Here is a 25,298-nt window from a genome sequence, read left to right as displayed (position 1 = left end):
CCCCGATGTGTGATGGGCTTCGCTTGTGTTGCAGTATCACCTGGGATATACGGAAGTAATAGTGAATAGATAATATAAATTGTTCCGGGTTTATTGCGGCCCGGTGGGCGACAGCGCTTATGAGACTCTTACACCGTTTAAACCAGTACCAGCGGCTGTGGCAGCCCTCTGCCGGGGCGCCGCAGCAGGTCACCGTCGGCGAGCTGGCGGAACGCTGTTTTTGCAGCGAACGCCACGTCCGTACCCTACTGCGTCAGGCGCAGGAAGCTGGATGGTTAAGCTGGCAGGCCAGCTCCGGGCGCGGCAAGCGCGGCTTGCTCTCTTTTTACAAAACGCCGGAACGTCTGCGCAATGAGATGATGGAGCAGGCGCTGCATAAAGGTCAGCAACAAAACGCGCTGGAGCTGGCGCAGCTGGCCCCGGTGGAACTGAAAGCCCTGCTCCACCCCTTTCTGGGCGGTCAATGGCAAAACAATACCCCGACGCTGCGTATTCCCTACTATCGCCCGCTGGAGCCGCTGCGTCCCGGCTTTCTGCCCGGACGCGCCGAGCAGCATCTGGCCGGGCAGATCTATGCCGGGCTGACGCGCTTCGACGAAGGTGACAATATGCCGATCGGCGATCTGGCGCACCACTGGCAGGTCTCCCCTGACGGCCTGCGCTGGCAGTTTTATATCCGCTCCACACTGTGCTGGCACAACGGCGATGCGGTGGAAACCGCACAGCTGCGGCAGCGCTTACTGCTGCTGCTGGAACTGCCCGCCCTGCGGACCCTCTTCGCCAGCATCAGCCGCATCGATGTCACTCACGCCCAGTGTCTGACTATCATGCTGCATCGTCCTGACTACTGGCTGCCGTTCCGCCTCGCCAGCTATTGCAGCGTGCTGGCCCATCCTGACGATCCGGCCATCGGCTGCGGACCGTTCCGCCTGAAGCGGTTTAGTCCGGAACTCGTCCGCCTGGAGAACCATCCCCGCTACCACCTGCGGCATCCGCTGATCCAGGCGGTGGAGTACTGGATCACCCCCCAGCTCTTCGATCGCGATCTCGGGACCAGCTGCCGCCACCCGGTGCAGATCACTATTGGCGATCGAGAAGAGCTGCATAACCTGCGCCAGGTCAGCAACAGCATCAGTCTTGGCTTCTGCTATCTGACCCTGCGTCACAGCCCTCGGCTTAGCAAAGCGCAGGCCCAGCGGCTGGTATCGATAATTCACCGCTCGTCGTTGCTGGACACGCTACCGCTCGACGAGGATCTGATTACGCCAAGCCATGAGGTGTTGCCGGGATGGTCCATCCCGCAGGGGCCGGAAAACAGCGCGGTGCCGCTGCCGGCCAGGCTCACGCTGCTCTACCATCTGCCGGTCGAACTCCACGCCATGGCCGAACAGCTGAGACAGCGGCTGGCTGTGCTCGGCTGCGAGCTGACGCTGCTGTTCCATGACGCCAAAAACTGGGAAGGCTGCCAACATCTGGGGCAGGCCGACCTGATGATGGGCGACCGCCTGATCGGCGAAGCGCCGGAGTATGCCCTGGAGCAGTGGCTGCGCTGCGATATGCTGTGGCCCAATTTGCTGACCGGGGCGCAATATGCCCATCTGCAGGCGACATTAGACGCGGTACAGGCGCAACCGGAAGCCCGCAGCCGCAACGATGCGCTGCGCAACGTATTTAACAGCCTGATGGAAGACGCCATCATGACGCCGCTGTTTAAATACAACTATCGGATCAGCGCCCCACCGGGAGTCAATGGCTTGCGCCTCAACGCCCGCGGCTGGTTCGACTTCGCCAGCGCCTGGCTGCCGGCGTCGACGTGACAGAGCTGGTGGTGGCGGGCGTCTGACGCTACCATATCGCCTTTACTCATTTAGTCAGGAATTGCCATGAAACGCGCCGTAGTTGTCTTCAGCGGAGGACAAGATTCAACCACCTGTCTGGTGCAGGCTCTGCAACAGTATGATGAAGTGCATTGCGTCACTTTTGATTATGGCCAACGCCACCGCGCGGAAATCGACGTTGCGCGCGAACTCGCCCTGAAACTTGGCGCCGTCGCGCATAAAGTGCTGGACGTTACCCTGCTCAATGAACTGGCAGTCAGCAGCCTGACCCGCGATAACATTCCGGTACCGGACTATCAGCCTGATGCCGAGGGCATTCCCAATACTTTTGTCCCGGGGCGCAATATTCTGTTTTTAACCCTGACGGCCATCTACGCCTATCAGGTAAAAGCCGAAGCTATCATCACCGGCGTGTGCGAGACCGACTTCTCCGGCTACCCGGACTGCCGCGATGAGTTTGTCAAAGCGCTGCACCACGCCGTCAGCCTTGGAATGGCGAAAGACATTCGCTTTGAAACACCGCTGATGTGGCTGAACAAAGCCGAGACCTGGGCGCTGGCCGACTACTGGGGTCAGTTAGATCTGGTGCGCCGGGAAACCCTTACCTGCTATAACGGCATTAAGGGCGATGGCTGCGGCCAGTGCGCCGCCTGCAACCTGCGCGCTAACGGGCTTAACCAGTATCTGGCCGATAAAGTCGGGGTAATGGCGGTGATGAAGCAAAAAACCGGGCTGACACAGGCATAGCCTCCGCAGAGGTATCTTCCAAAAGCTTCACTTCAACTTCCCCGGTAGCGCTACGCTTACCGGGGCAAGGGGTTCATCACCTTCCGTGGGTCGAGGTGCGCCACCGCCCGGCACGCACGCGACGGTTGTCAGCGCAAGTTCATCTGGTCGAGTTTCTCACGCAGTTCCCCTTCCAGCGGCAGCGCCTTCTGGGTTTTCAAATCGATACAGACGAAGGTAATCAGCGCATCGGCCACCACCTCGCCGTTGGGGTTGAGAGTGACCACCTGGCTGAGCGTGCCGCTTTTGCCGTTGAGTTGCTCCAGTTTGCTGCTCACCGTCAGCACATCGCCCAGGACCGCCGGACGGCGGTAGTTAATATTAATATTCACCACCACGAAGGCGATGTTTTTCTCGGTCATCCACTGAAACGCCGGACTCTTTTCCAGACCATCCCAGCGTGCCTCCTCAAGGAACTCCAGGTAGCGTGCGTTATTCACATGCTGGTAGACGTCCAGATGATAGCCGCGAACTTTAATTTGTGTCTGCATAGCATCAATGCCTTTCTGTTATTGTTGTTTATGAGGTAAGAGGTCACACCACTTGATGCAACCTCTTTATCCTGGCAAAAAATCACCGCTGTGCAAGCGCTGGCAAAAAATTTACAGCGTCAGATGGGATAAATTCCGCTCCACCAGCGCGCTGCCCATCCCCGGGACCTGCTTCAGATCATCAAGGGTTTTGAACGGTCCGTACTCCTCACGGTAGCTGACAATCGCCTGGGCTTTTTTCAACCCCACGCCATTCAGAGCCTGCGCCAGCTGTTCGGCGCTGGCGTGGTTAATGCTGACTTTGGTCGCCCCGTTGTCGGCCTCGCCGGGCTCCGCTTTCGCCTTCGCCGAAGAGGACGCCTGGACATGCTCTTTGGTTACCGGCGCTTTACCGCTGGCGGGGGCAGCCAGCGCGCCCTGTGCGACTACCGCGAAAACCAGAACGCCCGCGGCCATCAGTGCTTTTATTCCATATTTCATGCTGATATCTCCTTGTGTTTAGACAGCAAGGCTACGATAGCGTCAGTGCGGATGGCCGACAAAAGGCAAATCACAGAAATGGAAAGGGCCGCGAAAGCGGCCCTTGAGGATTACATGGTGTTGCGTATTTTTGCGAAATGACGCGAAATTACTGCTGCTGGTCGATGCTGTCGCCCAGCTTAATTTTCGCCGCCTTGCGCAGGTTGCTCATCAGCGCTTCAAAAGCGATTTGGGCATTGTTCTGGGTAATCCCCTGAACCATAGCCTTCTTCTGCTCTTCCGGCATGCTGCCTGCTTTCACTTCATCGAGCGCCACCAGCACCACATCGCCTTGCATGTTGCTGCCAACGCCATAGACCGGTTTGCCCTGCTGCGGCAGCGGCAGAGTAAATGCCAGCTGGCTCAGCGGATCCTGGCCGGTACGGGAAAGCGTCTGCGGTGCGCCAAAGCTCAGGCCAGCCGCCTTCATCGCCTCATCGCCTTTGCCGTCTTTCAGCGCCGCCAGCAGCTTATCGGCATCCCGCTTCGCCTGCTGTTCCGCTTTATTGTGCTTAACGATATCGCTGACCTGTGCCTTCACTTCGGCCAGCGGTTTCACCGCCTCGGCTTTGTGCTCGCTGATACGCAGAACAAAGGCGCGATCGCCGTCAACGGTAATGATGTCGGAGTTGCTGCCCGGCGCGCCGTTCACACCGACCAGACCGCCGTTGAAGATAGCGTCAGCGACCGGTTTAAAGTTCAGCTCTTCCGGCAGGTTATCGCGGCCAAACCAGCCGGTTTCCACCACCTGCAGTCCAGCAACCTGCGCCGCGCCCGCCAGCGATTCATTATCGTTGCTGGCCGCATCGCTCACCTTCTGCTGCAGCGCATAGTAAGCATCCAGCGCTTTCTCCTGCTTCACTTTCGCCGCAATGTCATTGCGCACGTCAGCCAGCGGCTTGACCTGCGCCGGCTGGACGTCGTCCAGACGGGCCACCAGGAAGCCAACCGAGGATTTGATCACCCCGGAGAGCTGGCCTTTCTCTTTCAGGCCGGCGTCTTTCAGCTCAGGCACGGTAGAGGCATCTTCCATCCACCCCATATCGCCGCCGTTGCGGGCAGAGATAATATCGGTCGATTTTTCTTTTGCCAGCGTGGCGAAATCGGCGCCTTTTTGCAGCTCGGCCAGTACCGCTTTCGCATCAGCTTCAGTTTTAGTCTGAATCACGCTGTAGCGATTACGCTGCGGCTGAGTGAACTGATCTTTGTGCTGGTCATACCATGACTGAATTTCTTCGTCAGAGGCGTTTTCCTGCATGCTGGCGGCATCCATCTTGATGTAGCTCACGCGGAACTGCTCCGGCGCCATAAAACGGGCCTGATTCTGCTGCCAGAAAGCGTTGATTTCGTCATCGCTGGCGGTCTGTTTTGCCGCCAGGGCGTTGACGTTGATGGTCGCTTCGCGAACGACACGCTGCTGAGACACCAGCGCCGCCAGTTGATCGGACTCGCCGGGCAGCATGAAGTCGGTACCCGCAATGGCGTTAATCAGCTGCTGCGTGGTCAGCTGGTTACGCAGCGCCTGGGCGTACTGATCGGTGGTCATCCCCATCTGGGCGACAATACCGCTGAAACGCTGGTTGTCGAACTTACCGTTCGTCTGGAACGCCTGGGTCTGGAAGATCGCCTGCTTCACCTGCTCATCGCTGATGCTGAGGCCCAGCTCGCGGGCATACTGATCCAGAAGCGACTCGTCAATCAGGCGGTTCAGCACCTGCTGGCGCATGGTTTTCATGTAGTTTTCGTTCGCCGCCAGCTCGGAGAACTGGTCACCAAGCTGCTGCTGCATACGGTTACGTTCGCTGGCGACGGCGTTTTCAAACTGCCCACGGCCAATCTCCTGGCCATTCACTTTTGCGGCATAGTTTTTGCCACCGCCAATCAGGTAACCACTCACCCCGGTCAAAATGAACGAGACGATAATGATACCGAAAATAATCTTGAGCACGACGCTGTTGGCGGCCGTGCGTAGGTTGTCCATCATGGTGTAACAACGCTCCGCTGTAGATGACTTTAGCTCGCGCAGCATAGCACGTGATGGCCGCCGCGCGTGAGGACGTATTTTGACAAGAAAACAGGGTGATTGTCAGCCCACAAGTGGCGATAAACACACATAAAGTGGTCTGAAAAGGCAATAAAAAAGGCACATCTCACGATGCGCCCTTGTACTTCGTCACATTCCCTGACGGGAAAGCCGATCAGTTCACCGCGTCTTTCAGCGCTTTGCCAGCACGGAAGCCCGGCACTTTTGCGGCAGCGATAGTAATTTCTTTACCTGTTTGTGGGTTGCGACCAGTACGGGCGGCACGTTCTTTAACAGCAAAGGTACCGAAACCTACCAGCGCAACGTCATCCCCAGCCTGCAGAGATTCAGTAACAGAAGCGATTAAAGCATCTAACGCACGTCCAGCTGCAGCTTTAGAAATGTCCGCACCCGCAGCAATTTTGTCAATCAGTTGAGATTTATTCACTGTTCTCTTCCTCTCTTTATAATTTATATCGCACCAGAGTCCTTCATAGTGCGACCGCGCAGCAGTTATATCAGGACTGTCATGCCCTTACAACAGCAGTTGTCGATGACCCCCCTGCCAGCGATCTAAGTTAGCTACACAAAAAAAGGCTGGCAAGTCCGAAATGACTTACCAGCCCTATTTTTATTAGCGCAATTTGCGCAGAATCACTATTTCGCGGTCACAACCTGCATGCCAAACGGTTCGTTTTGCAGCGCAAGTGTCAGAACTTCCTCGATTCGTTTCACCGGATGGATATCCAAATCAGCGATAACGTTATCAGGAATTTCTTCAAGGTCGCGTTTGTTCTCATCAGGAATCAGAACAGTCTTAATACCGCCGCGATGCGCCGCCAGCAGTTTTTCCTTCAGACCGCCGATCGGCAGCACCTGTCCACGCAGCGTAATCTCCCCGGTCATCGCCACATCGGCGCGTACCGGGTTGCCGGTCAGGCAGGAGACTAGCGCCGTACACATGGCAATCCCCGCGCTCGGACCGTCCTTCGGCGTCGCCCCTTCCGGTACGTGGACGTGAATATCACGCTTCTCGTAAAAGTCGGCGTTAATCCCCAGCTTGTCCGCCCGCGAACGTACCACGGTCAGCGCAGCCTGAATCGACTCCTGCATCACCTCGCCCAGCGATCCGGTGTAGGTCAGTTTGCCTTTGCCCGGTACGCAGGCGGTTTCGATGGTCAGCAGATCGCCGCCCACTTCCGTCCACGCCAGACCGGTCACCTGACCGACACGGTTCTCGCTATCGGCGCGGCCATAGTCGAAGCGCTGCACGCCGAGATAATCATGCAGATTCTCACCATTAATTTCGATGTGTTTCAGCGATTTATCCAGCAACAGCTGCTTAACGGCCTTACGGCACAGCTTGGAGATTTCACGCTCCAGGCTACGAACGCCCGCTTCACGGGTGTAGTAACGAATAATGCCGATAATGGCGCTGTCGTCGACGGTCAGTTCGCCTTTCTTCAGCGCGTTGCGTTCGATCTGCTTCGGCAGCAGGTGACGCTTGGCGATGTTCAGTTTTTCATCTTCGGTGTAACCCGAGAGGCGAATCACTTCCATACGGTCCAGCAGCGGCGCCGGAATGTTCATGGAGTTGGAAGTCGCCACGAACATCACGTCGCTGAGATCGTAATCCACTTCCAGATAGTGGTCGTTAAAGGCCACGTTCTGCTCCGGATCCAGCACCTCAAGCAACGCAGAAGCCGGGTCGCCGCGCATGTCGGAAGACATTTTGTCAATCTCATCCAGCAGGAACAGCGGGTTTTTTACCCCCACTTTCGCCATTTTCTGGATCAGTTTGCCCGGCATCGAGCCAATATAGGTTCGACGATGACCGCGAATTTCCGCTTCATCGCGCACGCCGCCCAGCGCCATGCGGACGTATTTCCGGCCGGTCGCTTTGGCGATAGATTGCCCCAGCGAGGTTTTACCTACCCCCGGCGGTCCCACCAGGCAGAGGATCGGCCCCTTGATTTTGTTCACCCGGCTCTGCACCGCGAGATACTCAAGGATGCGGTCCTTCACGCGCTCCAGACCATAGTGATCGGTATCGAGGATCTCCTGGGCCTGACGCAGGTCTTTCTTGACCTTACTGCGCGCATTCCACGGCACCTGCACCATCCAGTCGATGTAGCCACGCACGACGGTCGCTTCCGCAGACATCGGCGACATCATCTTCAGCTTCTGCAGTTCCGCTTCGGTTTTCTCTTTCGCCTCTTTCGGCATTTTCGCCGCGTCGATCTTGCGCTTCAGCGCTTCGTTTTCGTCCGGGGCGTCGTCCATCTCGCCGAGTTCTTTCTGAATCGCTTTCATTTGCTCGTTCAGATAGTACTCGCGCTGGGATTTCTCCATCTGCTTTTTGACGCGGTTGCGAATGCGCTTCTCAACCTGCAGCAGATCGATTTCCGATTCCATCATCGCCATCAGATATTCCAGACGTTCGTTGACGTCGGACATCTCAAGCACGGACTGCTTGTCCGCCAGCTTCAGCGGCATATGCGCCGCGATGGTATCCGCCAGGCGCGCCGGATCGTCGATGCTGTTCAGCGACGTCAGCACTTCCGGTGGAATCTTCTTATTCAGCTTGATATAGCCTTCAAACTGGCTGATAGCGGTACGAACCAGCACTTCCTGCTCACGTTCGTCAATCGCCGGCGAGTCGAGATACTCCGCTTTCGCCGAGAAATGCTCGCCATTATCAGACAGCGCAGAAATGCGTGCACGCTGTAGCCCTTCGACCAGCACCTTCACGGTGCCGTCCGGCAGCTTCAGCATCTGCAAAATAGACGCCACGGTTCCAACGGTGAAAAGATCGTTTACACCCGGCTCATCCGTCGACGCTTCTTTCTGCGCAACCAGCATGATTTTTTTATCATGGTCCATGGCCGCTTCGAGGCAACGGATAGATTTTTCCCGCCCTACGAACAGGGGTATGACCATGTGCGGATAAACCACCACATCGCGCAACGGCAATACGGGGATTTCAATGCGTTCAGAACGCTCAGGATTCATAGAGCTCTCTCTTAGTTTAAAGTCCGCCAGGTAGCCGACGACGCCACACTCCACTGCATCGTCGTTAATATGTAATCCAGTATATGGGGATGTATTCCACACATTCAACGGCGGGAATGCAGGAAAAATAAAAGGGGAGATAAAATCCCCCCTTTTTGTTAACTGCTTGAGTGAAATGGCTAATTATTCGCCAGATGCCTGCTGCGCTTCCGGTTTGCCGTAGATCAGCAGCGGTTTGCTCTGACCGGCGATAACCGACTCATCAATGACCACTTTTTCGACATCTTCCATCGAAGGCAGATCATACATGGTGTCCAGCAGCGCCGCTTCCACAATGGAACGCAGGCCACGGGCGCCGGTTTTACGCGCCATCGCTTTCTTGGCAATGGCATCCAGCGCTTCGTCGCGGAATTCAAGCTCTGCGCCTTCAAGGCTAAACAGCGCCTGATACTGCTTGGTCAGGGCGTTTTTCGGCTCTTTCAGGATCTGGATCAGCGCTTCTTCGCTCAGCTCGTTCAGGGTCGCCACGACCGGCAGACGGCCGATGAATTCCGGAATCAAACCAAACTTGATCAGATCTTCCGGCTCGACCTGGGCCAGCAGCTCGCCTTCGCTCGCTTTGTCGGACTTCGCTTTAACCGTCGCGCCAAAACCAATGCCGGAGCCGGTTTCCACACGGTGGGAAATCACTTTGTCCAGACCGGCAAACGCGCCGCCGCAGATAAACAGGATCTTGGAGGTATCAACCTGCAGGAACTCCTGCTGCGGGTGTTTACGCCCGCCCTGCGGTGGAACGGCGGCGACGGTGCCTTCGATGAGCTTCAGCAGCGCCTGCTGCACGCCTTCGCCGGAGACATCGCGAGTAATCGACGGGTTATCGGACTTACGCGAAATTTTGTCGATTTCGTCGATATAGACGATGCCGCGCTGCGCTTTCTGCACGTCGTAATCGCACTTCTGCAGCAGTTTCTGAATGATATTTTCGACGTCCTCACCCACATAACCGGCTTCGGTCAGGGTGGTGGCGTCCGCCATGGTAAACGGCACATCCAGCAGGCGCGCCAGCGTTTCCGCCAGCAGCGTTTTACCGGAGCCGGTCGGCCCGATCAGCAGGATGTTACTTTTACCCAGCTCTACGCCATTGCTGGTATCGCCATTGCGCAGACGTTTGTAGTGGTTGTATACCGCGACCGCCAACACTTTTTTCGCCTGTTCCTGACCGATGACGTAGTCATCAAGGTGGTGGCGAATCTCGTGCGGCGTCGGCAGCGCGCTGCGCTCGCGGTGCGGCGCAACTTCTTTAATCTCTTCGCGAATGATGTCGTTACATAAATCAACGCATTCGTCGCAGATATACACGGATGGCCCGGCGATCAGCTTACGCACTTCATGCTGGCTTTTGCCGCAAAAAGAGCAATACAACAATTTGCCCGATCCATCTTTGCGTTTATCTGTCATGAGTCCAAACCTCTTTTTAAGTTCTTTGTGCCGCACACGACGACGCAAATGCCATTCTCAGGCGCAAGCCGCCATATAGCGTTGTGCCGCCCTTCATTAGTATATACACAAAATCCTTCGCGCTACATCGCGGCGGTAGAGAAGCGACCGGCCGCCTGCCTGCCCGGCAAGCGTCCGGAAAAATGCCAACCGCTCAGCAAACGTGGCGAGAAGGATGAAGCGTAAAGCGGCACCCTTACGCCCAGGGCATCAATTACGATGGGTCAAAATAGAGTCGACCAGTCCGTACTCCACGGCTTCCGCAGCAGACAGGAAGCGGTCACGCTCGGTGTCACGCTCAATCTGCTCAAGAGACTGGCCGGTATGATGCGCCATCAGCTCATTCATGCGTCCTTTCACCTTCAGGATTTCACGGGCGTGGATCTCAATATCCGTCGCCTGCCCCTGATAGCCGCCCAGCGGCTGGTGGATCATCACGCGGGAGTTCGGCAGGCAGAAACGCTTGCCCTTCGCCCCGGCGGTCAGCAGGAACGCGCCCATGGACGCGGCCTGGCCCATACAGATGGTGCTGACGTCCGGCTTGATGAACTGCATGGTGTCATAAATCGACATCCCGGCGGTGATCACCCCGCCCGGAGAGTTAATGTACAGGTAAATGTCTTTTTCCGGGTTTTCCGCTTCCAGAAACAGCATCTGCGCCACGATCAGATTTGCCATGTGGTCTTCGACCTGGCCGGTCAGAAAAATGACGCGTTCCTTAAGCAGACGGGAGTAGATATCAAAAGAACGTTCACCGCGTGAGGTCTGTTCAATGACCATCGGCACCAGGGCCATATGGGGTGCAAAGTTGTCTCGTTCGCCACTGTATGACATTTCCGTCTCCTGGAGTAATTTTAAAATACCTGCTGCACTGATTGTAACCTTACGGACGGATTATCAGCCACAGTTTCTATCCGCTGAACGCGTCACCGCCTCTTCAACACGCGTGCGATTGCGGATGCAGTTGCCTCCCTCGGTAATGGGGATGGCGTTGCCATATTTCAAGCATAACAAGCTTTTGCTGTAACGCTATCATGGTAAATGCGTTTTAGCACCGTGCCTGAGGCTATCATTATCCTAAAAAAAAACCCGCCGCCTTTCGGCAACGGGTTTTTGCCCGAACCTTGAACAATCGCGGCGAAATTACGCCTGCTGGTTCATCAGTTCGTTGAAGGAAGTGGCTTTTTCAGACACTTTGGCTTTCGCCAGCACGGCTTCAACAGCCTGCTCTTCCAGCGCCACGTTGCGCATGTTGTCCATCAGCTCTTTGTTCTTGCTGTAGAACTCAACCACTTCTGACGGATCTTCGTAAGCAGAAGCCATCTCTTCGATCAGGCCTTTCACGCGCTCTTCGTCAGCTTTCAGCTCGTTGGTGCGAATCACTTCGCCCAGCAGCAGGCCAACCACTACGCGGCGTTTAGCCTGCTCTTCGAACAGTTCACGCGGCAGTTCCAGAGCCTGTTTCTCGTTGCCACCGAAACGCTGAGCAGCCTGGCGACGCAGCACGTCGATTTCGCTGTCGATCAGAGCTGCCGGAACGTCGATGTCGTTAGCTTTAACCAGACCTTCGATAGCCTGAGACTTCACGCGGTTACGCACAGCGCCTTTCAGCTCGCGTTCCATGTTTTTACGCACTTCAGCGCGCAGGCCAGCGACGGAACCATCTTCCACGCCGAAACGTTTGATGAATTCTTCGGTCAGCTCCGGCAGTTCACGTTCTTCAACTTTCTTCAGGTTGATAACGAACTTAGCCGCTTTACCTTTCAGGTTTTCTGCGTGGTATTCTTCCGGGAAGGTCACGTCGATGGTGAACTCGTCACCCGCTTTGTGGCCTTTGATACCGTCTTCGAAGCCCGGGATCATGCGACCCTGGCCCATCGCCAGTACGAAGTCAGAAGCTTTGCCGCCTTCGAACTCTTCACCATCTACGGAACCGGTGAAGTCGATGGTTACGCGATCTTCAGCGTCAACCGCGCCTTCTTTTTCTTTCCAGGTTGCCTGCTGCTTGCGCAGGGTTTCCAGCATGGTGTCAACGTCAGCGTCGGTCACTTCAACAACCGGTTTTTCTACTTCGATCGCTTCCAGACCCTGCAGTTCAACTTCCGGATACACTTCGAACTCTACCGCGTAGGTGAAGTCTTCACCCAGTTTGTATTCGCCCGGAACGTAGTTCGGCGCGCCGGCCGGATTGATTTTTTCTTTGATGATCGCGTCAACGAAATGACGGCTCATCAGGTCGCCCAGCACGTCCTGACGAACGGAAGCGCCATAGCGCTGAGCAACAACATTCATCGGCACTTTGCCTTTACGGAAGCCGTCAATGCGAACTTTTTTCGCTACGTTGACCAGCTCGCTTTTGACAGCATTCTCGATGCTGTCAGCGGCGATAGTAATCGTTACACGGCGCCCAAGGCCCTGAGTGGTTTCAACTGAAACTTGCATCTTGTTACCTCAAAAAAATCACAGTGCTCGGTCAACTCTGGAAGCGCGTGTAGGTGGCTTCGCAGAACCGGGATGCCCTCTTCAAATCAGAAACACATTCCCTGTCGTCAGAATCATCCCGAAGACATTCATATATAAGACGCGGCATTATAGCGGCATCACTTTTGTGAGTCGAGAACGGTTGTCGCCTGGTGCTGCGGCATTTTTCACATTTCCCGCTCAATTTTGTCCGCAAAAGCGCTGAGTTTACGCATTTTCCAGGCAAAACAAAACGGCCCGTAGGCCGTTTTTGCTAAATCTGCAAGCAACATACTGGAAAAGCGCCAGCGGTTGCAAATGGGATTTCTAGGCGATGCTCCCCGCGCCGCGGCACGGCGGCGAGGCGAAAACCGTATCCTGTAGCGCTTCCCATTCTTTAATCGTGTAGGTGTGCAGCGCCAGGGCGTGCACCGTATTCGACAGCTCCTCGGTTAGCGTGCCGTAGATCATACGGTGGCGATTAAGGAAACGCTCGCCAGTGAAGCGATCGCTCACTAACACCACTTTAAAATGACTTTCAGAGCCCGCAGGGACGTTGTGACGATAACTTTCATCCACGACTTCGAGATACATCGGGTCGAACGCTGCTCTAAGTTTTGCTTCGATCTGTTCACGTATCATCATGAATTTTCTCCTCCGACAACGCTGAGATGCCGCCACTCCATTTAAATGTTAGCCGCTTTTACCGCTTCCATTAGGAGAAAACAACAAAAAATTAGCATTGTTCTGATATTTTCATTCAAAAGTATCACGTTTACTGGCTCTGGTCGCCAGATCCGCCGGGGAAAGAGCGATTAACCGTGGCGGGACGCTCAGAAAACCGCCAGGGCGATGGATTTACACGCGTTGCCACTTCCCCTTGCCGTTGGCAATGCTATGATGGCGGTAATTTTCCTTATAACAACACCATGCGTTGAGACCTGAACATGCTTAAGAAGATCCTTTTCCCGTTGGTCGCCATGTTTATGCTGGCAGGATGCGCCACGCCGCCGACCACCATTGAAGTATCGCCGAAAATCACGCTGCCGCAGCAGGATCCTAGCCTGATGGGCGTGACCGTCAGCATCAACGGCGCCGACCAGCGTCCGGACCAGGCGCTGGCGAAAGTGACGCGCGACAACCAACAGGTCACCCTTACCGCCTCCCGCGATCTGCGCTTCCTGCTGCAGGAAGTGCTGGAGAAACAAATGACCGCGCGCGGCTACATGATTGGCCCGAACGGCGCAGTCGATCTGCAGATCATCGTCAACAAACTCTACGCTGACGTCTCCCAGGGCAACGTGCGCTACAACATCGCCACCAAAGCCGATATCGCCATCATCGCCACCGCGGCAAACGGCACGAAGATGACCAAAAACTACCGCGCCAGCTACTCGGTTGAAGGTGCCTTCCAGGCCTCGAACAAAAACATCGCTGATGCCGTCAACAGCGTCCTGACTGATACCATCGCCGATATGGCGCAGGACACCAGCATCCACGATTTCATCAAGCAAAACGCGCGTTAATGCCACCACGAACCCGGCCTCCGCCGGGTTCGTGCTTTATGCTATGTCCAGTCACTACTTACGCATTTTTCAGCAGCCTAAATCAGCGATTTTGCTGATCCTCGGCTTCGCCTCCGGTCTGCCGCTGGCCCTCACCTCCGGTACCCTGCAGGCCTGGATGACGGTGGAAAACATCGATCTGAAAACGATCGGTTTTTTCTCGCTTGTCGGCCAGGCCTATGTCTTTAAATTCCTCTGGTCCCCGCTGATGGACCGCTACACGCCGCCGTTTCTCGGGCGCCGTCGCGGCTGGTTGGTGACCACCCAGGTCCTGCTTCTGCTGGCCATCGCGGCGATGGGTTTTCTCGAACCTGCCTCCCAGCTGCGCTGGATGGCGGCGCTGGCGGTAGTGATCGCCTTCTGTTCGGCGTCGCAGGATATTGTCTTTGACGCCTGGAAAACCGACGTTCTGCCAGCGGAAGAGCGCGGCGCTGGCGCCGCGATCAGCGTGCTGGGCTATCGCCTCGGGATGCTGGTCTCCGGTGGTCTGGCCCTGTGGATCGCCGACCGCTATCTCGGCTGGCAGGGCATGTACTGGCTGATGGCGGCGCTGCTGGTGCCCTGCATCATCGCCACGCTGCTGGCGCCCGAGCCAAGCGATGTTATCCCGGTTCCCCGGTCGCTGGAGCAGGCGGTAGCTGAACCGCTGCGCGATTTTTTCGGCCGTAACAACGCCTGGCTGATTCTGCTGCTCATCGTTCTTTATAAGCTTGGCGATGCGTTTGCCATGAGTCTGACCACCACCTTTCTCATCCGCGGCGTCGGTTTTGACGCCGGCGAGGTGGGAATGGTGAACAAAACCTTAGGCCTGTTCGCCACCATTCTTGGCGCCCTGTACGGCGGCGTCCTGATGCAGCGATTGACGCTGTTCCGGGCGCTGCTAATCTTCGGTCTGCTGCAGGGGGTTTCCAACGCCGGCTACTGGCTGCTGTCGATTACCGATAAGCACCTCTATTCCATGGCGACCGCGGTATTCTTTGAAAATCTGTGCGGGGGTATGGGGACGGCGGCGTTTGTGGCGCTGCTGATGACGCTGTGCAACAAGTCGTTCTCCGCCACCCAGTTCGCGCTGCTCTCGGCGCTGTCCGCGGTTGGCCGCGTGTACGTCGGGCCGATTGCCGGCTGGTTTGTCGAGGCCCACGGCTGGTCCACCTTCTATCTCTTCTCCGTGGTCGCGGCGGTGCCGGGGATCGCGCTGCTGCTGCTGTGCCGACAAACGCTCGAGCATACCCAACGCACGGCAAGCTTTATACCGCGTAGCGAATATCCGCAGGCCTATGCGCTGGCGCTGGGGATCCTGACGCTGGGCTGCCTGCTGCTGGCGGTATGGCTGGGTCTGCTGATCCTCAACGCGCTGGATTATACGTCGTTCAGCTTCCTGTCCGGCCTGCTGGAGGTTGCCGCGCTGACCGCCGTTGGCGGTATTTTGTTCGGCGGCCTGCTCGACTACCTGGCGCTGCGTAAAACCCACCTGATTTAAGGACGCTGCATCATTATTAGCCGTTGTAATTACGAAACGTAATTATAACGGCTTATTAACGCTTTTATATTGCCCGCCGCGCTATTTGTTGTTTTGTGCGTTTTTGTTTTCTGGAAATTATTGACAGTTTTCATTCGATTCTTTAAATAATTTAACCGATTCAGCTACGCCGTTTTTATTTCACGTTTCCACAATGTCTTTTATTTGATAATTAAATGTTAAACAATTGTTCTAATTTTTGGGTGGTTATGCCCATTCGCCGCTAAGTACACCTTTTCTTATCCCTTTCGTTATCGATCCCACGAAATTCAGGCTTTGCAAGCGATTACGTAACACTACGTAACATATGTGACAAACCAAGCAGAAGCCGCTAACACAGAACTGACAGAGATCCAATCATGTTTACAGTAATGCAACCTTACCGTAAAATGCCCATACACTTTAAACGCCACCAGATCCCGTGGAATTGAGGTCGTTCAATGAGACTCAGGAAATACAATAAAAGTTTGGGATGGATGTCATTAATCGCAGGTACTGTATTACTCAGTGGTTGTGATTCTGCACTCCTTGACCCAAAAGGACAGATTGGACTGGAGCAACGCTCTTTGATTCTGACGGCCTTCGGCCTGATGATGATTGTCGTTATTCCGGCCGTCTTGATGGCAGTAGGATTTGCCTGGAAGTATCGCGCGAGCAATAAAGATGCGAAGTATAGCCCGAACTGGTCACACTCCAATAAAGTGGAAGCTGTGGTCTGGACGGTACCTATTCTGATCATCCTGTTCCTGGCCGTTCTGACCTGGAAAACCACTCACGCACTGGAGCCAAGCAAACCGCTTGTCCATGACGAGAAACCAATCACCATCGAAGTCGTATCGATGGACTGGAAATGGTTCTTTATCTATCCGGAACAGGGTATTGCTACCGTTAACGAAATCGCCTTCCCGGCGAACGTACCGGTACACTTCAAAGTGACCTCTAACTCGGTGATGAACTCGTTCTTTATTCCGCGCTTAGGCAGCCAGATCTACGCAATGGCCGGGATGCAGACTCAGCTGCACCTCATTGCTGACGAAGCTGGTACTTATGACGGTATCTCCGCTAGCTACAGTGGCCCGGGCTTCTCTGGTATGAAGTTCAAAGCGATTGCTACCCCGGATCGTGCAACTTTCGATCAGTGGGTTGAAAAAGCGAAACAGTCTCCGAACGCCATGGACTCTATGGCCGCGTTCGAGAAAGTGGCTGTGCCTAGCGAATACAACAAAGTGGAATACTTCTCTAATGTGAAACCGGATCTGTTCAAAGATGTTGTGAACAAATTCATGTCTCACGAGAGCATGAACATGTCCAAACCTGAAGGCGAGCATGCCGCTCACGACGGGATGGAAGGCATGGACATGAGCCACGCGGAAACCGCTCACTAAGGGGCCGAGGAAGAAAACGATGTTCGGAAAACTTACACTGGATGCAGTGCCCTACCACGAACCTATTATCGTGGTAACGGTGGCTGCGATTATCATTGGGGGACTGGCGCTTCTGGCAGCCATCACTTACTTCGGTAAGTGGTCCTACCTATGGAACGAGTGGCTGACTTCTGTCGACCACAAACGTCTCGGTATCATGTACGTTATCGTGGCAATCGTCATGCTGCTGCGTGGCTTTGCTGACGCCATCATGATGCGTAGCCAGCAGGTGCTGGCCTCGGCCGGGGAAGCAGGCTTCCTGCCGCCTCATCACTACGATCAGATCTTTACCGCCCACGGCGTTATCATGATCTTCTTCGTGGCGATGCCGTTCGTTATCGGTCTGATGAACCTGGTGGTTCCGCTTCAGCTCGGCGCACGCGACGTAGCCTTCCCGTTCCTCAACAACCTGAGCTTCTGGTTCACCGTTGTGGGCGTGATTCTGGTTAACCTGTCTCTGGGCGTCGGTGAGTTCGCGCAGACCGGTTGGCTGGCTTATCCGCCGCTGTCGGGAATTGAATACAGTCCTGGCGTAGGGGTCGACTACTGGATTTGGGCGCTGCAGCTCTCCGGTATCGGTACTACCCTGACCGGTATTAACTTCTTCGTGACCATTATCAAGATGCGCGCCCCGGGCATGACCATGTTCAAGATGCCGGTATTCTCCTGGGCATCTCTGTGCGCTAACATCCTGATTATCGCCTCTTTCCCAATTCTGACCGTCACCATCGCGCTGCTGACCCTGGATCGTTACCTGGGCACCCATTTCTTTACCAACGATATGGGTGGCAACATGATGATGTACATCAACCTGATTTGGGCCTGGGGTCACCCGGAAGTGTACATCCTGGTTCTGCCGGTGTTCGGGGTCTTCTCCGAAATCGCCGCGACCTTCTCGCGTAAGCGTCTGTTCGGTTACACCTCTCTGGTGTGGGCAACCGTCTGTATTACCGTTCTGTCGTTCATCGTTTGGCTGCACCACTTCTTCACCATGGGTGCTGGCGCGAACGTAAACGCCTTCTTCGGTATTACCACCATGATTATCGCGATCCCGACCGGGGTTAAGATCTTCAACTGGCTGTTCACCATGTATCAGGGCCGCATCGTCTTCAACTCGGCGATGATGTGGACTATCGGCTTTATCGTCACCTTCTCCGTCGGTGGGATGACCGGTGTGCTGCTGGCGGTACCGGGCGCAGACTTCGTTCTGCACAACAGCCTGTTCCTGATCGCGCACTTCCATAACGTTATCATCGGCGGTGTGGTGTTCGGTTGCTTCGCCGGTCTGACCTACTGGTGGCCGAAAGCCTTTGGCTTCACCCTGAACGAAACCTGGGGCAAACGCGCTTTCTGGTTCTGGATCATCGGCTTCTTCGTGGCGTTTATGCCGCTGTACGTGCTGGGCTTCATGGGGATGACCCGTCGTCTGAGCCAGCAGATCGATCCGCAGTTCCACCCGATGCTGGTTGTTGCAGCTTGCGGTGCGGCGCTGATCGCCTGCGGTATCCTGTGCCAGCTGATTCAGTTCTACGTCTCTATTCGCGACCGCGATCAGAACCGTGACCTGACCGGTGACCCATGGGGTGGCCGTACGCTGGAGTGGGCAACCTCTTCTCCACCGCCGTTCTACAACTTCGCTATCGTTCCTCAGGTTCACGAGCGTGACGCCTTCTGGGAAATGAAAGAGAAAGGTGAAGCGTACAAACAGCCTGCTCACTATGAAGAAATTCATATGCCGAAGAACAGCGGCGCCGGCATCGTCATTGCCGCCTTCGCTACGGTATTTGGTTTCGCCATGATCTGGCATATCTGGTGGATGGCGATCGCCAGCTTCATCGGCATCGTAGCGACCTGGATTATTAAGAGCTTTGACGAGGACGTGGATTACTACGTACCGGTTGCAGAAGTCGAAAAACTGGAAAAACAGCATTTCGATGAGATTAACAAAGCAGGGCTGAAAAATGGCAACTGATACTCTTGCGCATACTGCCCACGCGCATGAACACGGGCACCATGATACAGGACCGATGAAGGTATTCGGTTTCTGGATCTACCTGATGAGCGACTGCATTATCTTCGCTACGCTGTTTGCTACCTATGCCGTTCTGGTGAACGGCACGGCCGGCGGACCAACTGGCAAAGATATTTTCGAACTGCCGTTCGTTCTGGTTGAAACCGCACTGCTGCTGTTCAGCTCCATCACCTACGGCATGGCGGCTATCGCCATGTACAAAAACAACAAGAGCCAGGTGGTTTCCTGGCTGGCGTTGACCTGGTTGTTTGGCGCCGGATTTATCGGGATGGAAATCTATGAATTCCATCACCTGATCATGGAAGGCTTTGGTCCGGATCGTAGTGGCTTCCTGTCCGCGTTCTTCGCGCTGGTCGGCACCCACGGTCTGCACGTGACCTCCGGTCTTATCTGGATGGCGGTGCTGATGTTCCAGGTTTCACGTCGTGGCCTGACCAGCACTAACCGCACCCGTATCCTGTGCCTGAGCCTGTTCTGGCACTTCCTGGACGTGGTGTGGATCTGCGTGTTCTCGGTTGTCTATCTGATGGGGGCGATGTAATGAGTCATTCTACCGATCATAGCGGCGCTTCTCACGGCAGCGTGAAGAGCTACATGACAGGATTTATCCTGTCCATCATCCTGACGGTCATTCCGTTCGCCATGGTGATGAGTGGCTCCGCCTCGCATGCGGTTATCCTTGGCACCATTCTGGTGACCGCTGTGGTGCAGATCGTGGTACACCTCGTGTACTTCCTGCATATGAACAGCAAGTCCGATGAAGGCTGGAACCTGACCGCATTTATCTTCACCGTAATCATCATTGCGATCGTGGTTGTCGGCTCCATCTGGATTATGTGGAACCTGAACTACAACATGATGATGCACTAAGAGCGGCGAGTATGTTTAAGCAATACCTGCAAGTTACGAAACCAGGCATTATTTTTGGCAACCTGATCTCCGTGATCGGCGGTTTCCTGCTGGCCTCCAAAGGCCACATCGACTATCCGCTGTTCGTCTGGACGCTCCTTGGAGTATCCCTGGTGGTCGCCTCGGGTTGTGTATTCAACAACTACATCGACCGGGACATCGATCGTAAGATGGAACGGACGAAAAACCGGGTGCTGGTCAAAGGGCTGATCTCGCCAGAAGCTTCGCTGGTGTACGCCACCTTGCTGGGTATTGCTGGCTTTATGCTGCTGTGGTTCGGCGCAAATCCGCTGGCCTGCTGGCTGGGGGTGATGGGGTTCGTGGTTTATGTCGGCGTCTACAGCCTGTACATGAAACGCCACTCCGTCTATGGCACGCTGATTGGCTCACTCTCCGGCGCAGCGCCGCCGGTGATTGGCTACTGCGCAGTGACCGGTGATTTCGACAGCGGTGCGGCTATCCTGCTGGCTATCTTTAGCCTGTGGCAGATGCCTCACTCCTACGCCATCGCGATTTTCCGCTTCAAGGATTATCAGGCGGCGAATATTCCGGTGCTGCCGGTAGTGAAAGGTATATCGGTCGCCAAAAACCATATTACGCTGTACATCGTCGCCTTTGCCGTTGCGACCCTGATGCTCTCGCTGGGCGGCTATGCCGGGTACAAATACCTGGTCGTAGCGGCAGCGGTCAGCGTCTGGTGGCTGGGCATGGCGCTGCGCGGCTACAAAGTGGCAGATGATAAAGTCTGGGCGCGTAAGCTCTTCGTCTTTTCCATCGTCGCCATCACTGCGCTGTCCGTGATGATGTCCGTTGACTTTATGGTGCCGGATTCACATAGTCTGCTGGCTTATGTGAGATAATCACCCGCTCCAGTATGATATAAAGCCCCGTTTTTGCGGGGCTTTTTCTTTTCTGTTTCACGTCTTTTTCCTTTCTCAATTCATACTTCCCTCCCCTCCCCCACACCGTTTTCGTAGCTACCCGCTAATAAATGAGGAAAAAATGAGCTTATACCAACCGGACGTCGCTCGCCCCGTTCAGCTCTACGGTGCTACCTTTCGCCTCGGGCTTACGCCCGTTTTGGAAATATTCAATACAAGGAATTGCAATGAAAGAGTTAACACTGAACGAAATGGACTACATCTCCGGCGGCTTTAACCTGTTCGGCGCGGCCAGCGGCTTCGCCAGCTTCGTCGCCAACTCGGGCATCGGTTTCACCTCATTTGTCCTCACCTCTGGCAACGCATTCGCCTCGTTCGTCTGCGACAGCACAATGGCGTTTGGTTCCTTCCTGACCGGTCAGTCAAATTGGGAAACCTTTGTGACCGCCGGTAAGGATAACTGGGGAAGCTTCGTCAATACCGCCGGCAACAGCTGGAACACCTTTGTCGATAACGCCGCCAGCGACTGGAGCAGTTTCCTGAACAAAGCATCAGCCTAAGCGACATCTTGCCGAGGGCAGCGCATCGGCTGCCCTGTTTACCCCACCAGCATCGCCTGCGCGCTGTAGAGCAGATCGAGATGATCACGGCATAACGCTTCCAGCGAGGTCCGCGATTGATGGCTGGTCAGACTTAGCGCTCCCCACCAGGTTCCTTCCCTGTCGGTTAACGGTACCGCCAGCACCAGCATGCCAATCTCAAACTCCTGTTCAATAGTGGCGTATCCCTGACGCCGCACCTGAGCGATTTTCTCCATCAGCGGCGCGACGTCGGTCACCGTATAGGGCGTGCGTTGTTCCCGGGTAATGCGCTGCAGAACCGCTTCACACTCTGCTTCCGGCAGCGAAGCCAGCCATAATCGCCCCCCGGCGGTACAGAAGATGGGCACCCGCTCCCCTAGCCGAACCGACGTGGAGTTAAACGGCGTATGCCGGCTGCGAGCGATATAGACCAGCTCATCTTCATCCACCACCCCCACCGAGGCGTGCTCTTCGGTCCGGCTGGCGATGTATTCGACAATCGGTCGCACCATGCGTGGAAACTGCGCCGAATCAACATAGGCCTGGCCAAGCCGCAGGGTCTTCGGGGTAAGCCAGTAATAGCGCCCATCGGTTTGCAAATAACGATCATGCAGCAGCGTCAACAAAAAACGTCGTGCCGCGCTTTGCGTCAGACCGCTCATTTTCGCCGCCTGGGCAACAGTGAGCTTTGGGCAGTTTTTGGAAAAAAGCTGGATCAACGCCAACCCTTTTTGTAAACCGACGATCAGATCGCGTGGATGAATGGTGTTTTGCATATTCGCTCACATTTTTGCAACATCATTATCGATTTCCTGCGATTATCGCAGCGATGGTGCGATTAACAACCAACATGTCCGAATTCTGCGTTGTCGCTCCCAGCTTCCGCTGAAATACTTTCACAACATTCATTTAACAAATGAGGTTTGAAATGGTCAGTGGAACTACCCAGGTTGTCGCCGTGATTGGTCATCCGATCGCCCAGGTGAAATCACCGGATAACTTCAACCGCTACTTTGCCGAACAGCACATGGACAGCGTCATGATCCCGGTGGATATCGTCCCGGACGCGGTGGCCGCCTACCTCAACGCCCTGCGCGGCTGGCAGAACATGAGCGGCGTGCTGGTGACGGTACCGCATAAACAACGCGCCGCCGCGCTGGTCGACGAGCTTACGCCGCGCGCTCGCCGACTCAACGCCATCAATGTGATCCGCAAGCTGGCGGATGGCCGGTTACAGGGCGATATGCTGGACGGCGTCGGATTTCAGCTTGCCGCCGAGGCACAGGGTTTTCAGCCGGCAGATAAGCAGGCGCTGCTCTCCGGTTGCGGCGGCGTCGGCAGCGCCATCGCCTGGGGATTGTGCGAGGCGGGGATCCGCCAACTGGCGCTGCACGATCAAAACCCGGCCACCCGGCAACGCCTGCACGATCTTCTGACTGAGGCCTTTCCGGCGGTGCAACTGAGCACGCTGCCGGACAGCCTGCACGGTGTCGATCTGCTGATCAACGGCTCGCCGGCCGGCATGGCCGGGTTTGATGCACTGCCCCTACCCCAGGCGCTGCTGGAGACGCTCGACAGCGCCACCCACGTGGCCGACGTTGTCACCGCCCCGGTGATGACGCCGTTGCTCACCTTCGCCGCCGCCCGCGGCTGCCGGGTACAGACTGGGCCGGAAATGGCGCTGGCGCAGATGACGCTGATGGGCCAGTTTATCGGCGCCATCCCGTCGGCGCAGGGAGCGGCGGCATGAAAAGCTGGGATGTGATCGTCATCGGCAGTGGCGCCGCTGGCTTTGCCGCCGCGGTCACCGCCAGCTGCAAAGGGCTGTCGGTGCTGATGCTGGAGAAAGCCGATCAGTTCGGCGGCACCTCGGCTATCTCCGGCGGCGCCGTGTGGCTGCACGATACCGACCAGGCGCGCGCCGAGGGCAAAAGCGGTAGCGCCGAAGCGATCAAAACCTATCTACGAACCATTATCGGCGAGGCCCACTACCGCGAAGATATCGCCGAGGCGTTTGTCCGCGCCGGGCGAGAGGCCCTCGCCTTTCTGGAGCGCGAGGGGGCGGTGAAATATAGCCTGCGCCCGCTCTCACCCGATTACTATCCGGATGAGCCCGGCGCCGTCGACGTCGGTCGGGCGCTGGAGGTGGTCGAGTATGACGGCCGTGAACTGGGGGACGCGTTTCGCGACCTGCGCTCGCCTCCGCCGGGGATGCTGCTGTTTGGCGGGATGATGGTCAACCGCGTCGACATTCAACATTTTCTCGATATGCGTCGCTCGCTGCGCTCCCTGGCCCATTGCACCCGGCTGCTGCTGCGCTACGCCCGCGACCGGGTGAAATATCCTCGCGGCACCCGCCTGGCGATGGGCAATGCGCTGATTGCCCGCATGGCGACCACGGCGCTGCGTAAAGGCATGAGCCTGCGGCTGAATGTCAATGTGCTGGCGCTGTGCGAATCGCAAGGCGCGGTCACCGGGGTAGAGATTGACTATCAGGGGCAAAAAGAGACCCTACACGCCCGCCGTGGGGTGGTGCTAGCCGCAGGCGGCTTTGCCGCTGGCGCGCTGGCGGCGCGCTATCGGCCTCACACCCGAGAGCACTTCACCATGTCGCCGCCAGCCAATGATGGCGCCGCGCTGCGTCTCGCGGCGGCACTTAACGCTCGCGAGGGAGCCGATCGCGCGTCCAACTTTTTCTGGGCGCCGGTATCGGTGCTGACCCGGGCCGACGGCAGCGAGGAGCGCTTCCCCCACCTGGTGACCGACCGGGCCAAGCCGGGCGTGATTGCCGTCAATCAGCGGGCGGTACGCTTCGTTAACGAGTCCAGCTCCTATCACCATTTTGCCAGCGCGATGCAGCGTGCAGCGGAGAATGCCCCCTGCTTTTTACTGTGCGACGCGCAGGCGATGAAGCGTTACGGCCTCGGGCTGGCGCGCCCGGCGCCGGTGAACAATGACGCCCTGATCGCCGCTGGCTATCTGCATAAAGCCGATACCCTGGCCGCGCTGGCGCAGCAGCTTGGGCTGGATGCCCACGCCCTGAGCGAGACGGTCGCCCGCTACAATCGTAACGCCGCGCAGGGCGTGGACCGTGAGTTTGCCAAAGGCGGCAACAGCTATAACCGGGCGATGGGCGATCCGGGCCATCATCCTGACGCCTGCAACGCTCCTCTGCTCAGCGCGCCGTTCTATGCCATCAAACTCTATACCGGCGATCTGGGGACTTCTCGAGGTCTGGTCACCACCGCCGATGCCCAGGTCGTCAACGCTGAAGGCAACCCCATTGCGGGGCTGTACGCGGTGGGAAACGACATGGATTCGCTGATGGCCGGCACCTACCCGGGTCCCGGCATCACCCTTGGCCCGGGGCTGACGTTTGGCTACCTCGCCGCCTGCCATCTGGCGCAACCCGCCACCCACTAATCAGGAAAACATCATGATCTACGAAAAACGCACCTACACCATCAATCCGCTGAAAATGGCCGACTGGCTGGCGCTGTACCAAAGCGATGCCCTGGCGGTGCAAACTGACCATCTTGGCAAACTGATCGGCTTCTTTTTTACCGAGATCGGCGTGGTCAATCAGGTAGTGCACATCTGGGCTTACGAAAGCCTGGACGATCGCCTGGTACGCCGCGCACGGATGGCCCAGGACGAGCGCTGGCAGACCTTCTCGCGGAAAAACCGCGAACTGGCCGCCGTGGAGCGCCTCGAATCGGTGCTGATGCGCCCCACCGCTTTTTCACCATTGCAATAAGGAG

At 56.4% G+C, this 25,298-nt stretch carries 23 protein-coding genes; 13 read left to right on the top strand and 10 right to left on the bottom strand.

What is annotated here, in order from left to right; translation table 11 throughout:
* Positions 1-119 precede the first annotated feature (119 nt).
* Together ABLU50_RS00965 and queC are read left to right on the top strand one after the other, a co-directional pair.
* Positions 120-1,817, top strand: coding sequence for an SgrR family transcriptional regulator (locus tag ABLU50_RS00965; RefSeq protein ID WP_043521444.1), 1,698 nt, complete (start codon positions 120-122; stop codon positions 1,815-1,817).
* Between the two features lie 66 nt (positions 1,818-1,883).
* Entirely contained in the window at positions 1,884-2,585 is a 702-nt protein-coding gene (gene queC, locus ABLU50_RS00960) for a 7-cyano-7-deazaguanine synthase QueC (protein ID WP_032421067.1), read from the top strand.
* Between the two features lie 128 nt (positions 2,586-2,713).
* Here the strand turns inward: queC and ABLU50_RS00955 are convergent, their stop codons facing one another.
* The 9 genes from ABLU50_RS00955 to bolA form a co-directional block, all read right to left on the bottom strand.
* Positions 2,714-3,115 (bottom strand): YbgC/FadM family acyl-CoA thioesterase, encoded by a 402-nt coding sequence (locus ABLU50_RS00955; RefSeq protein ID WP_017898911.1) that lies wholly within the window; start codon positions 3,113-3,115, stop codon positions 2,714-2,716.
* 111 nt (positions 3,116-3,226) lie between these two features.
* Positions 3,227-3,595: a helix-hairpin-helix domain-containing protein gene (locus ABLU50_RS00950; RefSeq protein ID WP_087832574.1), complete on the bottom strand. Its 369-nt coding sequence runs from the start codon at positions 3,593-3,595 to the stop codon at positions 3,227-3,229.
* 148 nt (positions 3,596-3,743) lie between these two features.
* The gene (ppiD, locus tag ABLU50_RS00945; protein WP_057213669.1) at positions 3,744-5,618 is read right to left on the bottom strand and encodes a peptidylprolyl isomerase; all 1,875 of its coding nucleotides are present in this window, start codon (positions 5,616-5,618) and stop codon (positions 3,744-3,746) included.
* A 214-nt stretch (positions 5,619-5,832) separates the two neighbouring features.
* Positions 5,833-6,105, bottom strand: coding sequence for a nucleoid-associated protein HU-beta (hupB, locus tag ABLU50_RS00940; RefSeq protein ID WP_002444653.1), 273 nt, complete (start codon positions 6,103-6,105; stop codon positions 5,833-5,835).
* A 209-nt stretch (positions 6,106-6,314) separates the two neighbouring features.
* The gene (gene lon / locus ABLU50_RS00935; RefSeq protein WP_004151336.1) at positions 6,315-8,669 is read right to left on the bottom strand and encodes an endopeptidase La; all 2,355 of its coding nucleotides are present in this window, start codon (positions 8,667-8,669) and stop codon (positions 6,315-6,317) included.
* 183 nt (positions 8,670-8,852) lie between these two features.
* Positions 8,853-10,127, bottom strand: coding sequence for an ATP-dependent protease ATP-binding subunit ClpX (gene clpX / locus ABLU50_RS00930; RefSeq protein WP_002891807.1), 1,275 nt, complete (start codon positions 10,125-10,127; stop codon positions 8,853-8,855).
* Positions 10,128-10,376: 249 nt separating this feature from the next.
* Positions 10,377-11,000 carry an ATP-dependent Clp endopeptidase proteolytic subunit ClpP gene (gene clpP / locus ABLU50_RS00925; protein ID WP_002891804.1) on the bottom strand — a complete coding sequence of 208 codons (624 nt, stop codon included), beginning with the start codon at positions 10,998-11,000 and terminating at the stop codon, positions 10,377-10,379.
* A 309-nt stretch (positions 11,001-11,309) separates the two neighbouring features.
* Complete coding sequence (tig, locus tag ABLU50_RS00920; protein WP_004204798.1) at positions 11,310-12,608, bottom strand: trigger factor; 1,299 nt, start codon at positions 12,606-12,608, stop codon at positions 11,310-11,312.
* A 345-nt stretch (positions 12,609-12,953) separates the two neighbouring features.
* Positions 12,954-13,271 (bottom strand): transcriptional regulator BolA, encoded by a 318-nt coding sequence (gene bolA / locus ABLU50_RS00915; RefSeq protein ID WP_002891649.1) that lies wholly within the window; start codon positions 13,269-13,271, stop codon positions 12,954-12,956.
* A gap of 302 nt (positions 13,272-13,573) precedes the next feature.
* Here bolA and ABLU50_RS00910 point away from each other — a divergent pair, with 302 nt between their 5' ends.
* The 8 genes from ABLU50_RS00910 (at position 13,574) to ABLU50_RS00875 (ending at position 21,516) form a co-directional block, all read left to right on the top strand.
* A complete protein-coding gene (locus tag ABLU50_RS00910; RefSeq protein ID WP_004204800.1) occupies positions 13,574-14,152 on the top strand; it encodes a lipoprotein in 579 nt (192 codons plus the stop codon).
* 43 nt (positions 14,153-14,195) lie between these two features.
* The gene (gene ampG / locus ABLU50_RS00905; protein WP_048323172.1) at positions 14,196-15,671 is read left to right on the top strand and encodes a muropeptide MFS transporter AmpG; all 1,476 of its coding nucleotides are present in this window, start codon (positions 14,196-14,198) and stop codon (positions 15,669-15,671) included.
* 479 nt (positions 15,672-16,150) lie between these two features.
* Positions 16,151-17,095, top strand: coding sequence for a cytochrome o ubiquinol oxidase subunit II (gene cyoA / locus ABLU50_RS00900; protein WP_004204802.1), 945 nt, complete (start codon positions 16,151-16,153; stop codon positions 17,093-17,095).
* 19 nt (positions 17,096-17,114) lie between these two features.
* Positions 17,115-19,106 (top strand): cytochrome o ubiquinol oxidase subunit I, encoded by a 1,992-nt coding sequence (cyoB, locus tag ABLU50_RS00895; protein WP_004204804.1) that lies wholly within the window; start codon positions 17,115-17,117, stop codon positions 19,104-19,106.
* The gene (locus ABLU50_RS00890; RefSeq protein WP_002891635.1) at positions 19,096-19,707 is read left to right on the top strand and encodes a cytochrome o ubiquinol oxidase subunit III; all 612 of its coding nucleotides are present in this window, start codon (positions 19,096-19,098) and stop codon (positions 19,705-19,707) included. The genes cyoB and ABLU50_RS00890 overlap by 11 nt, the downstream gene beginning before the upstream one ends.
* A complete protein-coding gene (locus ABLU50_RS00885; RefSeq protein WP_002891634.1) occupies positions 19,707-20,036 on the top strand; it encodes a cytochrome o ubiquinol oxidase subunit IV in 330 nt (109 codons plus the stop codon). Before ABLU50_RS00890 ends, ABLU50_RS00885 begins: the two co-directional genes overlap by 1 nt.
* An 11-nt stretch (positions 20,037-20,047) precedes the next feature.
* On the top strand, positions 20,048-20,935 hold the full coding sequence (gene cyoE, locus ABLU50_RS00880) for a heme o synthase (RefSeq protein WP_002891629.1): 888 nt from the start codon (positions 20,048-20,050) through the stop codon (positions 20,933-20,935).
* A gap of 248 nt (positions 20,936-21,183) precedes the next feature.
* The gene (locus ABLU50_RS00875) at positions 21,184-21,516 is read left to right on the top strand and encodes a hypothetical protein (RefSeq protein ID WP_017898918.1); all 333 of its coding nucleotides are present in this window, start codon (positions 21,184-21,186) and stop codon (positions 21,514-21,516) included.
* Positions 21,517-21,554: 38 nt separating this feature from the next.
* Here the strand turns inward: ABLU50_RS00875 and ABLU50_RS00870 are convergent, their stop codons facing one another.
* Entirely contained in the window at positions 21,555-22,313 is a 759-nt protein-coding gene (locus tag ABLU50_RS00870) for an IclR family transcriptional regulator C-terminal domain-containing protein (RefSeq protein ID WP_004204808.1), read from the bottom strand.
* Positions 22,314-22,465: 152 nt separating this feature from the next.
* Between ABLU50_RS00870 and ABLU50_RS00865 the strand changes: the two genes are divergently transcribed.
* From ABLU50_RS00865 to ABLU50_RS00855, 3 genes are read left to right on the top strand one after another with little or no spacing between them, the layout of a single operon-like run.
* On the top strand, positions 22,466-23,287 hold the full coding sequence (locus tag ABLU50_RS00865) for a shikimate dehydrogenase (protein ID WP_057213663.1): 822 nt from the start codon (positions 22,466-22,468) through the stop codon (positions 23,285-23,287).
* Positions 23,284-24,960, top strand: a complete 1,677-nt coding sequence (locus ABLU50_RS00860; protein WP_087832576.1) for an FAD-dependent oxidoreductase — start codon at positions 23,284-23,286, stop codon at positions 24,958-24,960. The genes ABLU50_RS00865 and ABLU50_RS00860 overlap by 4 nt, the downstream gene beginning before the upstream one ends.
* Positions 24,961-24,973: 13 nt before the next feature.
* Positions 24,974-25,294, top strand: a complete 321-nt coding sequence (locus tag ABLU50_RS00855) for an NIPSNAP family protein (protein WP_004204812.1) — start codon at positions 24,974-24,976, stop codon at positions 25,292-25,294.
* Positions 25,295-25,298: the final 4 nt, after the last annotated feature.

Origin of the sequence: Klebsiella sp. GG_Kp173 (assembly GCF_040062415.1) — a bacterium.
Lineage (GTDB): Bacteria > Pseudomonadota > Gammaproteobacteria > Enterobacterales > Enterobacteriaceae > Klebsiella > Klebsiella quasipneumoniae.
The sequence above is the reverse complement of the archived record's forward strand: the minus strand, read 5'-3'. Positions and strand labels throughout refer to the sequence as shown.

What these genes read in the sequence shown, in the direction of transcription:
- ABLU50_RS00950 (WP_087832574.1), bottom strand. Translation starts at nt 3,595, where the DNA reads ATGAAATATGGAATAAAAGCACTGATGGCCGCGGGCGTTCTGGTTTTC.
- ABLU50_RS00955 (WP_017898911.1), bottom strand. Translation starts at nt 3,115, where the DNA reads ATGCAGACACAAATTAAAGTTCGCGGCTATCATCTGGACGTCTACCAG.
- ABLU50_RS00965 (WP_043521444.1), top strand. Translation starts at nt 120, where the DNA reads ATGAGACTCTTACACCGTTTAAACCAGTACCAGCGGCTGTGGCAGCCC.
- cyoA (WP_004204802.1), top strand. Translation starts at nt 16,151, where the DNA reads ATGAGACTCAGGAAATACAATAAAAGTTTGGGATGGATGTCATTAATC.
- clpX (WP_002891807.1), bottom strand. Translation starts at nt 10,127, where the DNA reads ATGACAGATAAACGCAAAGATGGATCGGGCAAATTGTTGTATTGCTCT.
- bolA (WP_002891649.1), bottom strand. Translation starts at nt 13,271, where the DNA reads ATGATGATACGTGAACAGATCGAAGCAAAACTTAGAGCAGCGTTCGAC.
- ppiD (WP_057213669.1), bottom strand. Translation starts at nt 5,618, where the DNA reads ATGATGGACAACCTACGCACGGCCGCCAACAGCGTCGTGCTCAAGATT.
- ABLU50_RS00855 (WP_004204812.1), top strand. Translation starts at nt 24,974, where the DNA reads ATGATCTACGAAAAACGCACCTACACCATCAATCCGCTGAAAATGGCC.
- cyoB (WP_004204804.1), top strand. Translation starts at nt 17,115, where the DNA reads ATGTTCGGAAAACTTACACTGGATGCAGTGCCCTACCACGAACCTATT.
- tig (WP_004204798.1), bottom strand. Translation starts at nt 12,608, where the DNA reads ATGCAAGTTTCAGTTGAAACCACTCAGGGCCTTGGGCGCCGTGTAACG.
- lon (WP_004151336.1), bottom strand. Translation starts at nt 8,669, where the DNA reads ATGAATCCTGAGCGTTCTGAACGCATTGAAATCCCCGTATTGCCGTTG.
- cyoE (WP_002891629.1), top strand. Translation starts at nt 20,048, where the DNA reads ATGTTTAAGCAATACCTGCAAGTTACGAAACCAGGCATTATTTTTGGC.
- ABLU50_RS00870 (WP_004204808.1), bottom strand. Translation starts at nt 22,313, where the DNA reads ATGCAAAACACCATTCATCCACGCGATCTGATCGTCGGTTTACAAAAA.
- clpP (WP_002891804.1), bottom strand. Translation starts at nt 11,000, where the DNA reads ATGTCATACAGTGGCGAACGAGACAACTTTGCACCCCATATGGCCCTG.
- ABLU50_RS00865 (WP_057213663.1), top strand. Translation starts at nt 22,466, where the DNA reads ATGGTCAGTGGAACTACCCAGGTTGTCGCCGTGATTGGTCATCCGATC.
- ABLU50_RS00890 (WP_002891635.1), top strand. Translation starts at nt 19,096, where the DNA reads ATGGCAACTGATACTCTTGCGCATACTGCCCACGCGCATGAACACGGG.
- ABLU50_RS00860 (WP_087832576.1), top strand. Translation starts at nt 23,284, where the DNA reads ATGAAAAGCTGGGATGTGATCGTCATCGGCAGTGGCGCCGCTGGCTTT.
- ABLU50_RS00910 (WP_004204800.1), top strand. Translation starts at nt 13,574, where the DNA reads ATGCTTAAGAAGATCCTTTTCCCGTTGGTCGCCATGTTTATGCTGGCA.
- ampG (WP_048323172.1), top strand. Translation starts at nt 14,196, where the DNA reads ATGTCCAGTCACTACTTACGCATTTTTCAGCAGCCTAAATCAGCGATT.
- ABLU50_RS00885 (WP_002891634.1), top strand. Translation starts at nt 19,707, where the DNA reads ATGAGTCATTCTACCGATCATAGCGGCGCTTCTCACGGCAGCGTGAAG.
- ABLU50_RS00875 (WP_017898918.1), top strand. Translation starts at nt 21,184, where the DNA reads ATGAAAGAGTTAACACTGAACGAAATGGACTACATCTCCGGCGGCTTT.
- queC (WP_032421067.1), top strand. Translation starts at nt 1,884, where the DNA reads ATGAAACGCGCCGTAGTTGTCTTCAGCGGAGGACAAGATTCAACCACC.